Annotated in this window: 12 protein-coding genes; 2 read left to right on the top strand and 10 right to left on the bottom strand. The window is 74.0% G+C overall.

Annotated features, from left to right (window positions below):
* Positions 1 to 685: 685 nt before the first annotated feature.
* From V6U77_RS17795 to V6U77_RS17760, 8 genes are all read right to left on the bottom strand, one after another.
* Positions 686 to 1,945, bottom strand: a complete 1,260-nt coding sequence (locus tag V6U77_RS17795) for an MFS transporter (protein ID WP_334607461.1) — start codon at positions 1,943 to 1,945, stop codon at positions 686 to 688.
* 142 nt (positions 1,946 to 2,087) lie between these two features.
* Entirely contained in the window at positions 2,088 to 2,963 is an 876-nt protein-coding gene (gene htpX / locus V6U77_RS17790; protein WP_334607460.1) for a zinc metalloprotease HtpX, read from the bottom strand.
* Between the two features lie 168 nt (positions 2,964 to 3,131).
* On the bottom strand, positions 3,132 to 4,682 hold the full coding sequence (locus V6U77_RS17785) for an NADH-quinone oxidoreductase subunit N (protein ID WP_334607459.1): 1,551 nt from the start codon (positions 4,680 to 4,682) through the stop codon (positions 3,132 to 3,134).
* A 40-nt stretch (positions 4,683 to 4,722) separates the two neighbouring features.
* Entirely contained in the window at positions 4,723 to 6,222 is a 1,500-nt protein-coding gene (locus V6U77_RS17780) for a complex I subunit 4 family protein (protein ID WP_334607511.1), read from the bottom strand.
* A 61-nt stretch (positions 6,223 to 6,283) separates the two neighbouring features.
* Complete coding sequence (locus V6U77_RS17775) at positions 6,284 to 8,218, bottom strand: NADH-quinone oxidoreductase subunit 5 family protein (RefSeq protein WP_334607458.1); 1,935 nt, start codon at positions 8,216 to 8,218, stop codon at positions 6,284 to 6,286.
* The gene (gene nuoK, locus V6U77_RS17770; protein ID WP_132230874.1) at positions 8,215 to 8,538 is read right to left on the bottom strand and encodes an NADH-quinone oxidoreductase subunit NuoK; all 324 of its coding nucleotides are present in this window, start codon (positions 8,536 to 8,538) and stop codon (positions 8,215 to 8,217) included. Before nuoK ends, V6U77_RS17775 begins: the two co-directional genes overlap by 4 nt.
* A complete protein-coding gene (locus tag V6U77_RS17765) occupies positions 8,535 to 9,146 on the bottom strand; it encodes an NADH-quinone oxidoreductase subunit J family protein (RefSeq protein ID WP_334607457.1) in 612 nt (203 codons plus the stop codon). The genes nuoK and V6U77_RS17765 overlap by 4 nt, the downstream gene beginning before the upstream one ends.
* Positions 9,143 to 9,769: a NuoI/complex I 23 kDa subunit family protein gene (locus tag V6U77_RS17760; RefSeq protein ID WP_334607456.1), complete on the bottom strand. Its 627-nt coding sequence runs from the start codon at positions 9,767 to 9,769 to the stop codon at positions 9,143 to 9,145. The genes V6U77_RS17765 and V6U77_RS17760 overlap by 4 nt, the downstream gene beginning before the upstream one ends.
* Before the next feature lie 93 nt (positions 9,770 to 9,862).
* Here V6U77_RS17760 and V6U77_RS17755 point away from each other — a divergent pair, with 93 nt between their 5' ends.
* Positions 9,863 to 10,435 (top strand): Uma2 family endonuclease, encoded by a 573-nt coding sequence (locus V6U77_RS17755; protein ID WP_334607455.1) that lies wholly within the window; start codon positions 9,863 to 9,865, stop codon positions 10,433 to 10,435.
* Here V6U77_RS17755 and V6U77_RS17750 read toward each other — a convergent pair.
* Positions 10,416 to 10,850 (bottom strand): ester cyclase, encoded by a 435-nt coding sequence (locus tag V6U77_RS17750; RefSeq protein ID WP_334607454.1) that lies wholly within the window; start codon positions 10,848 to 10,850, stop codon positions 10,416 to 10,418. The genes V6U77_RS17755 and V6U77_RS17750 overlap by 20 nt on opposite strands.
* 152 nt (positions 10,851 to 11,002) lie before the next feature.
* Between V6U77_RS17750 and V6U77_RS17745 the strand changes: the two genes are divergently transcribed.
* The gene (locus V6U77_RS17745) at positions 11,003 to 12,094 is read left to right on the top strand and encodes a glutathione S-transferase family protein (protein ID WP_334607453.1); all 1,092 of its coding nucleotides are present in this window, start codon (positions 11,003 to 11,005) and stop codon (positions 12,092 to 12,094) included.
* A 72-nt stretch (positions 12,095 to 12,166) separates the two neighbouring features.
* On the opposite strand, the gene V6U77_RS17740 is transcribed toward V6U77_RS17745, so the two are convergent.
* Entirely contained in the window at positions 12,167 to 13,129 is a 963-nt protein-coding gene (locus tag V6U77_RS17740) for a complex I subunit 1/NuoH family protein (protein ID WP_334607452.1), read from the bottom strand.
* Positions 13,130 to 13,302: the final 173 nt, after the last annotated feature.

Here is a 13,302-nt window from a genome sequence, read left to right as displayed (position 1 = left end):
GGTGGCTCCTGTTCTTTGCTGACATGGAGTTGGTGAGCGGCACCTTTGGTTTCAGGCCCGGGGGTGCCGCTCGCTTGCGATACAAGATCTTTTCGCCCTTGACGGGGTTGCCATGTCCGCCTTGACCTAATTTTGCTGGTCAAGAACTTGGCAGACTTGACAACTAACCAGTTTTAAGGCTACAATCAGCTTGTACGCTGAGCAGCCTATCTCACGCTGCTCGCGATTTCAATGTGGGTTCGTCCGTTTCCAAGATCAAAACGCAGCGCCGCTGGCTCTCATCGAGTAACGACCCGAGATGGGCAGCACCTGCAGAGCCTCCGGTCGCTAGCGGTCACCGCCTCGGTAGCGATTCGCGTCTCCCCGTCTTGGACGGCCTAGCGACGGCCTAGCGACGATCATGGCGGAGTTTTGGCTGGTAGCGGCCAGTGTCTCTCCAGTTCACCAACTACCGCTGACGCGCGCCCGGTCGGTCCTGCCGCGGCGGGACCGACCGGGCGGTGGACGGCCGACCCTGACGACCCGGGTCGAGAGGACCGCGCCGGTTCAGCGGGAGAAGACGAGCAGCAGCACCACCGTCAGGACCGCGCTGATCAGCAGGGATCCGAGGCAACCCACCCGGTTCGAGAAGAAGACGAACATGCCCGGGTGGTACCCCTCCGACGCGACGGGAACCCCGTGGGCGTCAGGCGGGCAGCAGCTCCTCGGTGCGTACCGCCGTGGCCTCCGCGCGGGCGATGGGCCCGGCGGGCAGGGCCGCGACCCCGGCTCCGACGGCGACCGCGGCCCCGGCGAAGACGAACGCCCAGGGCACCCCGCCACCGTGGTCGACGATCAGGCCGGCCACCGCGCCGCCGGCGGCGCTCGCCCCCACCGACATGGTGACCACCCAGGTGTACGCCTCGTTCAGCATGCTGGTCGGGGCGACCCGGCCGACCAGGGTGTTCTCCAGGGTGAGCGCGGGTGCGATGGTGGCACCCCCGATCACCAGGGCGGTGCCCAGCGCCATCGGGGTGGGCATCACGGCGAACACGGCGAAGCTCGCGGCCACCGCACCGAGCAGCAGCGCGAACTGCCGGGTCATGTTCCGGGCCGGCTTGCGGACACCGAACCAGAAACCGCCCACGGCGCTGCCGACTCCCCAGACGGCCAGCAGCACGCCGGCGAGGCTGTCGGGGTCGTCGGACGTGTAGGCCGTGGCGAACGCCGGCACGGTCACGCCGGCCGCGCCGAAGGCGATGCCCAGGGTGGCCACGCAGAGCAGCAGCGCCGGGAACCCGGGCACGCGCAGCGGGCCGAGCCCCGTGGTGCGGTGCTCACGCGGCGGTGGCCGCCAGCCGCGCATCACCCGGCCGAGGGCCACGGCCAGGGTGCCGACCAGGGTCACCACGGCGGCGCCGATCAGGGCGGCCCCGGCGTCGGCGAACAGGATGAAGCCGGCGACCAGCAGCGGGCCGAGCACGAAGACGATCTCGAAGAGCGTGGTCTCGGCGGCGAGGGCGGTGTTGCGCAGGCGCCACCGGCCGGAGGCGGGCGAGGTGAGGTCGTTCCAGGCGCCGCGGATGGCGGCGGTCAGCGGCGGGTAGGTGGCCCCGGCGACCCCGGAGGCCACGAAGACCAGCGCCAGGCTGCCGGCGTCGGAGCGGGCGGACCAGAGCAGACCGAGCAGGGCGAACGGGTGGGCTATGGCGGTGCCGACGAGCACCGGGGTGGGGCCGATCCGGTCGGCGACGCGGCCGGCCACGGGACTCAGCGCGGCCCCGGAGAGTGCGTAGATGGCGCCGGCGACGGCCGCCAGCGAGTAGCGGCCGGTGACCTGCTCGACAACCAGCAGCAGCGCCAACGGCGTCATGCCGATCCCGAGCCTGCCGACGATGCCGGTGAGCAGCAGCATCGGCGCTCCGGGGATCCGCCAGACGCCCAGGTACTGGCGCAGTGCGGCCACGGTCGACCTCCAGGGGATGTAACGAGTGGGGAACCTTCCGACCCTAACGCCGCCGGAGGCGCGAGAGGAACGGTTAACGCGCTCACACGGCGTTCCGCCCGCGTCCGGCGGACCGGACACGGGCGGAAAGGTGATCAGCGCCTCAGCGCTGGAACTGCACGGGTCCGCTGTTGGCGGCCATCCGCTCCAGCCGGGCGACCCGCTCCTCCATCCGGGGGTGGGTGGCGAAGAGCGACGCCACGCCACCACCCTTGAACGGGTTGGCGATCATGAGGTGGGCGGTGCTGGTGAGCTGCCCCTGGGCGGGCAGCGGCCGGCGCTGGGCGCCCATGTGGATCTTCCGCAGGGCGCTGGCCAGGGCCAGCGGGTCCCGGGTGAGCTGAGCGCCGGAGGCGTCCGCCTGGAACTCCCGGCTGCGGCTGATCGCCAGCTGGATGACGGTGGCCGCGATCGGGCCCAGGATGATGGTCAGCAGCAGCACGGCCGGGTTCGGGGAGTCCTCGTCGTCGCCACCGCCCAGCGGGATGAACCAGGCGATGTTCGCCAGCATGGTGATGATGCCGGCCAGGCCGGCCGCCACGCTGGAGATGAGGATGTCCCGGTTGTAGACGTGCGACAGCTCGTGCCCGATCACGCCCCGCAGCTCCCGGTAGTCGAGGATCTCCGTGATCCCCTGTGTGACGCAGACGGCCGCGTGCTGCGGGTTCCGCCCGGTGGCGAACGCGTTGGGCTGCGACGTCGGGCTCACGTACAGGCGGGGCATCGGCTGCCCGGCCTCCGTGGCCAGCTCGCGGACCATCCGGTACAGCTCGGGGAACTGCGCCTCGCTGACCGGTTGCGCCCGCATCGAGCGCAACGCGAGCTTGTCCGAGTAGAAGTAGGTGACGCCGTTCATGACCAGCGAGACGGCGACGGCGATGACCAGGCCGCCACTGCCGCCGAACCAGTAGCCCACCGCCAGGATCAGCGAGGTGAGCAGGCCGAGCAGCGCGGCGGTCTTCAGACGGTTGTGGTGCACGATCACTCCTTCGGTGCAGCACGGATCACGCGGGATCCGCTGACCGGTTCAACAACCCGGTACCCGTCAACCATCCGTCTCATGGCTGAGAGTTGCCTGAGATGTCCGGAGTGCCCGTCAGGATTGCCGCCGCCGGACGCGGGAAGACCGCCTGACCGGGCCGTCCCGTCAGCGGGCGGCGACGTCCAGCACGAGCTGCGGGGCGAGACCGAGCACCAGCGCCGCCACCGTCGCCACGGCCAGCACCACGCCGACCGTCCGGGCCCGCACGGGGACCAGGGCCGGGGCCCCGCCGGCCGGCACGGCGTCCCGGCCGGAGACCGCGAGGGCCGGGTCGTCGGCCGTGCGGGCCGGGGCATCCGTCCCGGAGGCCGGCGCGGCCCACAGGGCGGCGGTGAGGCGCAGGTAGTAGGCGAGGCCGATCACCGCGTTCACGGCCACCACCACGGCGAGCCAGCCCGCGCCGCCGTCCAGCAGCGACCGGACCACGGTCACCTTGGCGAAGAGGCCGGCCAGGCCCGGCGGCAGGCCGGCCAGCCCGATCAGCGCCAGCCCGAGCGCCCCCGCCCGCCACGGGTGCCGCCGGGCCGCCCCGCGCAGGTCGTCGAGGGTGCCGCCGTCCGCGCCCGCCGGGCGCAGCGCCACCACGGCCGCGAAGGCCGCCAGCTCCAGCACCACGAAGAAGACGGCGTACGCGACGGCGGCCGCGTACGCGGCGCTGCGGGCGTCGTCGGTGCGTCCGGCGGTCAGCGCCAGCGCGCCGAGCGGGGCGAGGATGTAGCCGGCCTGGGCGACCGAGGACCAGGCGAGCAGCCGGACCGTACGCCGCTGGCGCAGCGCCACCAGGTTGCCGACGGTCATCGTCAGCACCGCGAGCAGGGCGAGCACCGGGCCGGTCACGTCGGCCGGCAGCGCGTACTGCACGACGGCGAGCAGGGCCACCACGCCGCCCAGCTTCGAGGCGGTGGACAGGTACGCCGCCACCGGCAGCGGCGCGCCGTCGTAGGTGGCCGGCGCCCAGGCGTGGAACGGCACCGCCGCCACCTTGAACGCCAGCCCCAGCACCACCAGCGCCACGGCGGCCGTGGTGAGCGGCAGGTCCAGCAGGTCCGGCCGGTCGGCGAGGATCGTGCCGATCCGCCCCAGGTGCAGCCCGCCGGCGGCCGCGTAGAGCAGCGCCGCCCCGAGCAGCGTCAGCGTGGTGGCGACCACGCTCACCACGAAGAAGGTGACGGCGGCCTCGGCGCTGGCCAGGCTGCCGCGGCGCAGCCCGACGAGGACGTACAGCGGGAGGGTGAGCGTCTCCAACGCCACGATCAGGGTGATCAGGTCGCCGGCCGCGCCGAGCACCACGCCGCCCGTCATCGAGCAGGCGAGCAGGAAGCAGTACTCCCCCGTCGGCGACTGCCCCGCCCGCAGCAGCGGACCGGACAACGCGAGCACACCGAGGGTGAGCAGGGCGACGACGACGGCGACCAGGGCGGCCCGGCCGCCGAAGACGTACGAGCAGTCGGGGCCGACGCAGAACGTCCGGCGCTCGCCCCCGGCGCCGACGAGCACCGCGCCCAGCGCCGTGGCCGCCGCGCCGACGGCCGCCGTCGCCAGCGTGACCCGACCACGGGCCACCAGCAGGTCGGCCAGCAGCACCAGCACGGCCGTGCCGGCGGCCAGGTACGCCGGGAGCAGCGCCACGTTGTCGACGCTCTGCACCACGCTCATGCCGATATCCCGTCACGTCCGTACCGCCGGCCCGCCTCGCTCACCGCAGCACCTCCACCAGGGCGTCGACGGGTGCCTCCGCGACGCCGAGCACCAGGGTCGGGGCCAGCCCCACCGCGAGGGCGAGCAGCACCAGCGGCACCCACGCGGCCAGTTCCCCGCCGGCCAGGCCGGGGGTGAGCCGCCCGACCGCCGCGCTGGGCCGCCCGTGCGTCACGCTGCGCAGCAGCCGCAGCAGGTACGCCGCGGTGAGCGCCCCGCCGATCGCCGCCAGCACGCCGAGGGTCGTCCAGAGCGCCCCGCCCACCTCGACGGCGGCGACCACGGCGAACGCCTCGCCCCAGAAGCCGGCCAGCCCGGGCAGGCCGAGCGAGGCGACGGCGGCGAAGCCGAGCAGCCCGGCGAGCCGGGGTGCGGTCTCGCGCAGCCCGGACAGCTCGTCCAGCGACCCGGTGTGCGTACGGTCCTTGACCGCCCCGGCGAGGAAGAAGAGCAGGCCGGTGATCACCCCGTGCGCCACGTTGCCGATCAGGGCCGCCTGGATGCCGGTGGCGGTGAGCGTGGCGACCCCGAGCAGCACGAAGCCCATATGCCCGACGCTGGAGTACGCGATCAGCCGCTTCAGCTCGCGCTGGGCGAGGCAGACCAGGGACCCGACCAGGATCGCCGCCACGGCCAGCACGCCGAGCACCGGGGCGGCCCAGCGGGCGCCCTCCGGAGCCACCCCGACCGCGATCCGGATCAGCCCGTACGTGCCCATCTTGAGCAGCACCCCGGCGAGGACCACGCTGCCGACGGTGGGTGCCTGGGTGTGCGCGTCGGGCAGCCAGGAGTGCAGCGGCCAGAGCGGGCTCTTCACCGCGAAGGCCAGCGCGAGCAGCGTGAACGCCGCGAGCTGGGTGCCCCGGGACAGCCCCGTCCCGCCGGTGAGCGCCACGATGTCGGCCGTACCCGCGGCGGACACCACCACGTAGACGCCGACCAGCAGCAGCACCGAGCCGAACAGCGTGTAGAGGGCGAACTTCGCCGCCGCCCGCCGCCGGTCCGCGCCGCCCCAACCGGCGATGATCGCGTACATCGGGAGCAGGACGACCTCGAAGAAGACGAAGAAGAGCACGAGGTCGAGGGCGAGGAAGGTGCCGAGGATGCCGACCTCGACGACCAGCAGCAGGGCCACCAGGGCCCGCCCGCTGCCGCCGTCGGGGACCTTCCACATGGTGTAGCCGCAGCAGAGCAGGGTGAGCAGGGCCGTCAGCACGACCAGCGGCCAGGAGATGCCGTCGACGCCCAGGTGGAAGCGCAGGTCGAGGCCGGGCACCCAGGGCAGGTCGAGCCGGTGCCACGGCCGCACGGCGGGGGTGCCGGCCGCGTAGGTGGTCCAGGTGCGGTCGCCGAGGAAGAGCAGCGCGGCGGCCACCAGGGTCAGCGCGGCGACGGTCGTGCCGAGCGCCCGGGCCGCGCGGTCCCGGGGCGTCGCCGCCACCGCGAGCGCGCCGAGTGCCGGCAGCGCCAGCACCGCCACCAGCAGGAACTCGCCCATGGTCACAGCGCTACCTCGGTTCGCGACTGCGGGGCCCGCAACGCCGGCTCGCTGCTCGCGCTCACGCGGCCCCTCCGATCAGGACGGCCGCCAGGCCGATCAGCAGCGCCCCGGCCAGCACGCCGACCGCCGCGCGCGGCAGCGGCGCGCGGTGCAGCGCCGCCAAGCCGCCGCCGAGGCCGAGCGCGGCCCGGCCGCTGCCCTCGACCGCGCCGTCCACCACCACCTCGTCAGCCGTACGCGTGGCGCGGGCCAGTGCCTTCGTCGGGCGTACGACCAGGGCGCGCTGGAGGTCGTCGAGCCGGAACGCGGCGGCGAAGACCGGCCGCAGCGGACCCAGCGCGGTCGCCGGGTCGGCGGCCGGGTCCCGCCGCCAGCGCAGCCAGGCCAGCCCCGCCCCGACGGCCAGCAGCGCCAGCGGCAGCAGCAGCCCCGGGCCGACGTGGACCAGGAGTCGCTCGCCCGGCTCGCCCGCGGTGGGCGTGAGCAGCAGCCGGCGCGCGAAGGCCCAGTCGAAGCCGGCGAGGCCGAGCAGGGCGGCCGGCACGGCGAGCAGCAGCACGGGCCAGCGCATCACGGCGGGCGGGTCGTGCGGGTGGGCCAGCGGGATGCGCGTCTCGCCGAAGAAGCTGCGCAGCAGCAGTCGGGTGGCGTACCAGGCGGTGACGGCGACGCCGACGAGCCCGGCCAGCCAGACCAGCCAGCCCACCCAGGACGGGGCGGGCCCGGTCCCGTGCAGGGCGGCGTCCCCGGCGACGGTGAGCACGCCCTCCTTGCTCCAGAAGCCCGACAGCGGGGGCACCCCGGCCAACGCCCCGAGCCCGACCACCGTGCACCAGAAGGTCACCGGCATGCTCCGGCGCAGCCCGCCCATGCGGGACATCAGCGTGGTGCCCACGGCGTGGATCACCGCACCGGCGGCGAGGAACAGCAGTGCCTTGAACGCGGCGTGGGTGAGCAGGTGGAACAGCGCGGCCGGCGGCGAGCCGACCGCCAGCGCGCCGGTCATGTAGCCGATCTGGGAGACCGTCGACCAGGCCAGCACGCGCTTGAGGTCGTCCTGGGCGGTGGCGGCGAACGCGCCGAGCAGCAGGGTCACCGAGGCCATCACGCCGAGCACGGCCAGCGCGGTCGGCGTCACCTCGAACAGCGGGTAGAGGCGCGTGACGGCGTACACGCCGGCGGCGACCATCGTGGCGGCGTGGATCAGCGCCGAGATCGGCGTCGGGCCGGCCATCGCGTCGGGCAGCCAGGTGTGCAGCGGGAACTGGGCGCTCTTGCCGGCCACCCCGGCGAGCAGCAGCAGGCAGGCGGCGGTCAGCGTACCGGTGGCGTGGTCGTGGGCGAGCACGTCGGCGATGCGGAAGCTGCCGGCCGAGACGCCGAGCAGCGCGATGCCGAGCAGGAAGCCGACGTCGCCGACCCGGGTCACCAGGAACGCCTTCATGGCGGCGGCCGGCGCCTCCGGCAGCCGGCGGTCGTGGGCGATGAGCAGATAGGAGCAGATGCCCATCACCTCCCAGCCGACCAGCAGCAGGATCAGGTCGCCGGCGACCACCACCAGCAGCATGGCGGCGGTGAAGAGGCTGATCTGCGCCGCGTAGGGCGGGTAGCGGTGGTCGGTGTCGACGTCGTCGTGCGGGCCCCGGCGCAGGTAGCCGACCGAGTAGACCTGCACGGCCAGGGCCACCGCCGCGACCGCGACGGCGACCAGCGCGGCGGCGCCGTCCAGCCGTACCCCGAGGCTCACGGTCAGCCCACCCGGCTCCACCCAGGTGGTGGACGCCTCGGCCGGCCGGTCGAGGGTGACCAGCAGGGCCACGGCCAGCGCCAGCGCACCGGCCGCCCCCGCCACGCCGAGCGTGACGGCCACCCGCCGCGCCCGGTCAGCGCCCGTCCCGGCAACGCGCGGCGCCGGCGGCAGGAGCAGGCCGAGCAGGCCCGCCACCAGCGGTACGGCCGGCAGCAGCGCGCCGAGCAGCGTCGTCGTGTTCACCGCTCCCCCTCCGGGCGCTCGGTCAGCGGCACCTCGTCGACGGCGACGGTGGCCCGCAGCCGGTAGAGCTGGAGCACGATCGCCAGGCCCACCCCGATCTCGGCGGCGGCCAGCACGATCACGAAGAGCGCGAAGACCTGCCCGCCGTGCGGCAGTTGCGCGCGTACGGTGGTGTCGGCGGTGACCAGGATCAGGTTGACCGCGTTGAGCATCAGCTCAACGGCCATCAGCACCAGCACCGCGTTGCGCCGACGCAGCACGCCGTAGACGCCGAGGCCGAACAGCAGGGCGGCGGTGACGTACGGGATGACGGGCCTCACCGCGACCGCCCGCCGTCGTCGCCCGGGCGTCCGCCGCCGACCGCCGTGCCGGAGCCCCCGGGGCCCGGCCCGCCGGTGCGGGACCGGGCGGTGCCCGGCTCCCCGGCCTTCGGCCGGCCGATGTCGGGGCGGGAGATCACGATGGCGCCGATCAGGGCGGACAGCAGCAGCACCGAGAGCACCTCGAAGGGCAGCACCCAGCTGCGGAAGATCTGGTCGCCCAGGCGTTCCGCGGTGCCCGCCTCGGGCAGCTCCACGGCCGTCCAGCGGTAGGCGTCGACCAGCAGGGCGGCCAGCCCGAGCCCCGTGCCGCCGCCGACCAGCGCCGCCGCCCAGCCGGGCCGGTCCAGGTCGTCGGAGGCGCCGATCGGGGCGCGGGTGAGCATCACCGCGAAGAGCAGCAGCACCACCACCGCGCCGACGTAGATCAGCACCTGCACCCAGGCCACCAGCTCGGCGGTGAGCACCAGGTACATCCCGGCCAGCGCGCCGAGGCAGAGCACCAGGTAGAGGCCGGCCCGGACCAGGTGCCGGGTGGCCACCACCAGCACCCCCGAACCGACCGCCAGCGCGCCGAGGGCGAGCAGCAGCACGTCCGCACCGGTCATGCGCCGGCCTCGGGCTCGGGGCGTACGGGTGGGGCGGCGGGACGGGCGGCGGGCGCGGCCGGAACCGCGGCCTTGCGCGCGGCGGCGGTCTCCTCCTTCGCCGGCTCGCCGTTCGGGTCGTGCGCGGGCGGCGGCGGTACGGTCCCCATCCACTGCCCGAGGTGGTCCTTGTCGTGCAGCAGGTCCTTGATGTCGTACTCGGAGTATTCGAACTCCGGCGACCAGTAGAGGGCGTCGAAGGGGCAGACCTCCACGCAGATCCCGCAGTACATGCAGAGCGAGAAGTCGATGTCGAACTTGTCGAGCACGTTGCGCTGGCGGGGGCGGGCGGCGCCGGGCACCGCCACCTCCTCCTTGTGCGAGTCGATGTAGATGCACCAGTCCGGACACTCCCGGGCGCACAGCATGCAGACCGTGCAGTTCTCCTCCAGCAGCGCGATCACCCCGCGCGAGCGGGGCGGCAGCTCGGGGGCGACGTCCGGGTACTGCTGGGTGGTCGAGCGGCGCGTCATCGTCTTCAACGTGACCGCGAGCCCCTTCACCAGGCCCGCGCCCGGCAGGCCCCGGTCTCCGCCGGCGCCGCCCGGCTCGCTGCGCTCGCTGCGGTCGGTCATGCCGACCATCCTGCCCTGTGGCCGCGGCGCGCGCGACCACCACCCGGGGTCTGCCGGCGGTACGGTGCAGCGGGGAGAAGGACGCACCGGAAAGGGCTCGCCATGACCGCCGCGCTGCAGGGCGACCAGCCGCCGCCGGGCGGGTGGACGGTCGACGACCTCGACCGCCTGCCCGACGACGGCCGCCGCCACGAACTCCTGGACGGAAACCTCATCGTGTCGCCCTCCCCCACGCGACTCCACCAGTCGATCGCACTGATGCTCGGTGCGGCTCTTCAGGAAAGCTGCCCCGCCGACCTCGACGTCACGCAGGGCGTCGAGGTGCGGCTCTCCCGCACCCGGGCCTTCATCCCCGACGTGCTGGTCACGGAGCTGGACGCGGCCTCGCGCAACCCGTCGCACTACCGGCCCCACGAGGTGATGCTGGTGGTCGAGATCGTCTCCGAGGGGTCGCGGAGCATCGACCGGGTGCTCAAGCCCGCGCTCTACGCCGAGGCCGACATCCCCTACTTCTGGCGGATCGAGACCGAGTCGGGGATCGTCGTGCACGCCCACAAGCTCGACCCGGCCAAGCGCGTCTACGTCGAGCAGGCCCGGATGACCGACGGCATCCTCGTCCCGGAGCCGTGGGAGATCGACATCCCGCTGAGCAGGATCACGCCCCGGTCCCGCTGATCCCGCCGGGCGCGGGCGGGAGCATCTCCACGCCCAACTGCTGCAGGAGCTGGAACAGCTCGTTGCAGCTCCACACGTCGACGATCCGGCCCGCGTCGTCGAAGCGCAGGAAGCTCGCCCCCGAGTAGCTGACCACCTGCCCGGTCGGCGGCACCGGACCGAACGGCCCGGCCTGCGTGCCGGCCGCCCGCCAGTGCACCGCCACCCGGTCCCCGGCGGCCACCACGTCCACGATCTTGTAGCGCAGGTCCGGGAAGGCGGCGCGGCGTTCCCGGTGCCACGCCAGCGTCGCCTCCGGGCCGGCCCCGCCCAGCCCCGGGCACTCCGGCGACACCAACTCGTACGCCGACTCCTCCCGCGCGCCGTTCCACACGTCGGCGATGAAGCGTCGGGCCGCCGCCTCCACATCGATCATCGCGGCAGCCTAACCGCCGGCCGGCCCGGCCCCGCCGGCCGCAGCCCTCCACCGTCGGACGGCGCGACGGCCCAGGTCGGCACTCGGCGCGCCTGAGGGCGGCGCAGCCGCCATGATGGGACGAGCGACGGGCGACGGCGGAGGGGTGGGGCATGGGCGGCACGACCGAGGGCGGCACGACGGCTGATGCGGGAGGCACCGCCACCAGCGGCGACGAGGTGCTGATGCGCACCGGCGGCAGGTACGTCGAGCCGGGCGGCGAGTTCACCCGGGACCAGCGCTACATCGCCACCCGGATCACCGCCGACGCCCGGGACGGCTGGCCGGTGGAGCCCGGCCGGTACCGGCTGGCGGTCAGCCGCGCCTGCCCCTGGGCGAACCGGCTGATCATCGTGCGGCGGCTGCTCGGGCTGGAGGACGCGATCTCGATGGCGGTGGCCGGCCCGACGCACGACAAGCGGAGCTGGACGTTCGACCTCGACCCGGGCGGGCGCGACCCGGTGCTCGGCATCGAGCGGCTGGCCGAGGCGTACTTCGCCCGGTTCCCCGGCTACGAGCGGGGCATCACGGTGCCCGCGATCGTGGACGTGCCGACCGGGCAGGTGGTCACGAACGACTTCGGGCGGATGAGCCTCGACCTGTCCACCGAGTGGACGGCGTACCACCGCGAGGGGGCGCCCGACCTCTACCCGGAGCGGCTGCGCGACGAGATCGACGAGGTGAGCGCGCTGCTGTTCCGGGACGTCAACAACGGCGTCTACCGGTGCGGCTTCGCCGGCGACCAGGCGGCGTACGAGAAGGCGTACCACCGGCTCTTCGACCGGCTGGACTGGCTGGACGAGCGGCTGGCGGGGCGGCGCTACCTGGTCGGGGACACCATCACCGAGGCGGACGTGCGGCTGTTCACCACGTTGGTCCGCTTCGACCCGGTCTACCACGGCCACTTCAAGTGCAACCGGAGCAAGCTGACCGAGATGCCGGTGCTCTGGGCGTACGCCCGGGACCTGTTCCAGACGCCGGGCTTCGGCGACACGATCGACTTCGACCACATCAAGCGGCACTACTACGAGGTGCACCGCGACATCAACCCGACCGGCGTGGTGCCGCTCGGACCCGACCTGGCGAACTGGCTCACCCCGCACGGCCGGGAGGCGCTCGGCGGCCGGCCGTTCGGCGACGGCACCCCGCCCCCGCCGCCCCCGCCCGCCGAGCGCGTCGACCCCGCCCACACCCCGCTGCCCTGACGGACGGCACGCCGCCACGGCCCGTACGCGGTGCCGTGGCGGCCCGGGTGGCACCTCGCGGCGGTGGCCGCCCTACAGCGCCACGCGGACGGCGGCCGTGAGGACGAGCTGCCCCAGGGAGACGGGGACCAGGACGAGCCAGCAGAGGCGCTGGAGCTGGTCCTCGCGCAGCCGGGGGTAGGAGACCCGGATCCAGATGATCAGGAACGAGACGGCGAAGACCTTCAGGAGGGTCCACAGCCAACCGAGCTGCGCGTCGGCGAACGGCCCCTGCCAGCCACCGAGGAAGAGCACGGTGGTGAGCGCGGCGATCACCACGATGCCGACGTACTCGGCGAGCAGGAAGAACGCGAACCGCAGACCCGTGTACTCCGTCATGTAGCCGAAGACCAGCTCCGAGTCGGCCACCGGCATGTCGAACGGCGGGCGGCGGATCTCGGCGAGCCCGGCGAGGAAGAAGACCACCATGGCGGGGGCCTGCCAGAGCAGCCACCAGGGCTGCCACGCCTCGACGATGCCGGAGAGGCTGAGCGTGCCGGCCGCCATGGCCACCGAGGCGGCGGCCAGCACCAGCGGCAGCTCGTAGCCGAGCAGCTGGGCCGCCCCGCGCAGGCCGCCCAGGAGGCTGTACTTGTTGGCCGACGCCCACGCCGACATCAGCACCGCCACCACGCCCACGCCCACGACGGCCAGCACGAAGAACAGGCCGATGTCCAGCGGCTGCCCGACCAGGTCGTCCGGGCCGAGCGGGATCACCAGCAGGACCAGCAGGTAGGGCACGAGGGCGACCACCGGGGCGAGCCGGAACACCGCCCGGTCCGCCTCCCGGGGCGTGACGTCCTCCTTCTGCACGAACTTCACGCCGTCGGCCACCAGTTGGGCCCAGCCGTGGAAACCGCCCGCGTACATCGGGCCGAGCCGGCCCTGCATGTGCGCCATCACCTTGTGCTCGGCCTGCCCGACCAGCAGCGGCAGGGTGAGGAAGGCGACCAGCACGCCGCCCACCCGGATGACCAGCTCCAGCCACAGTGGCATCAGGACGTACCTCCGTCGTCGCCGGACCGCCCCGACGCGGCCGGCCCCTCCGGCGACGGCCGGTCCGCCGGCGGGCCGGAGCGGGAGACCCCACCGCCGGACGCTGCGGACGTCGGACCGGCGGCCGGCGGGTCGGCGGGCGGCGGGTCGGCGGGCGGCGGGTCGGCGGGCGG

Origin of the sequence: Micromonospora sp. CPCC 205546, from assembly GCF_036902715.1 — a bacterium.
In the GTDB taxonomy this organism is placed as follows: domain Bacteria; phylum Actinomycetota; class Actinomycetes; order Mycobacteriales; family Micromonosporaceae; genus Micromonospora.
Note: the sequence above shows the minus strand (reverse complement) of the source record. Positions and strands in the feature narration are given on the sequence as shown.

Coding starts and splice junctions, on each gene's coding strand:
- V6U77_RS17785 (WP_334607459.1), bottom strand. CDS start 4,682: ATGAGCGTGGTGCAGAGCGTCGACAACGTGGCGCTGCTCCCGGCGTAC.
- V6U77_RS17780 (WP_334607511.1), bottom strand. CDS start 6,222: ATGGGCGAGTTCCTGCTGGTGGCGGTGCTGGCGCTGCCGGCACTCGGC.
- V6U77_RS17765 (WP_334607457.1), bottom strand. CDS start 9,146: ATGACCGGTGCGGACGTGCTGCTGCTCGCCCTCGGCGCGCTGGCGGTC.
- V6U77_RS17760 (WP_334607456.1), bottom strand. CDS start 9,769: ATGGTCGGCATGACCGACCGCAGCGAGCGCAGCGAGCCGGGCGGCGCC.
- V6U77_RS17755 (WP_334607455.1), top strand. CDS start 9,863: ATGACCGCCGCGCTGCAGGGCGACCAGCCGCCGCCGGGCGGGTGGACG.
- V6U77_RS17750 (WP_334607454.1), bottom strand. CDS start 10,850: ATGATCGATGTGGAGGCGGCGGCCCGACGCTTCATCGCCGACGTGTGG.
- V6U77_RS17745 (WP_334607453.1), top strand. CDS start 11,003: ATGGGCGGCACGACCGAGGGCGGCACGACGGCTGATGCGGGAGGCACC.
- V6U77_RS17740 (WP_334607452.1), bottom strand. CDS start 13,129: ATGCCACTGTGGCTGGAGCTGGTCATCCGGGTGGGCGGCGTGCTGGTC.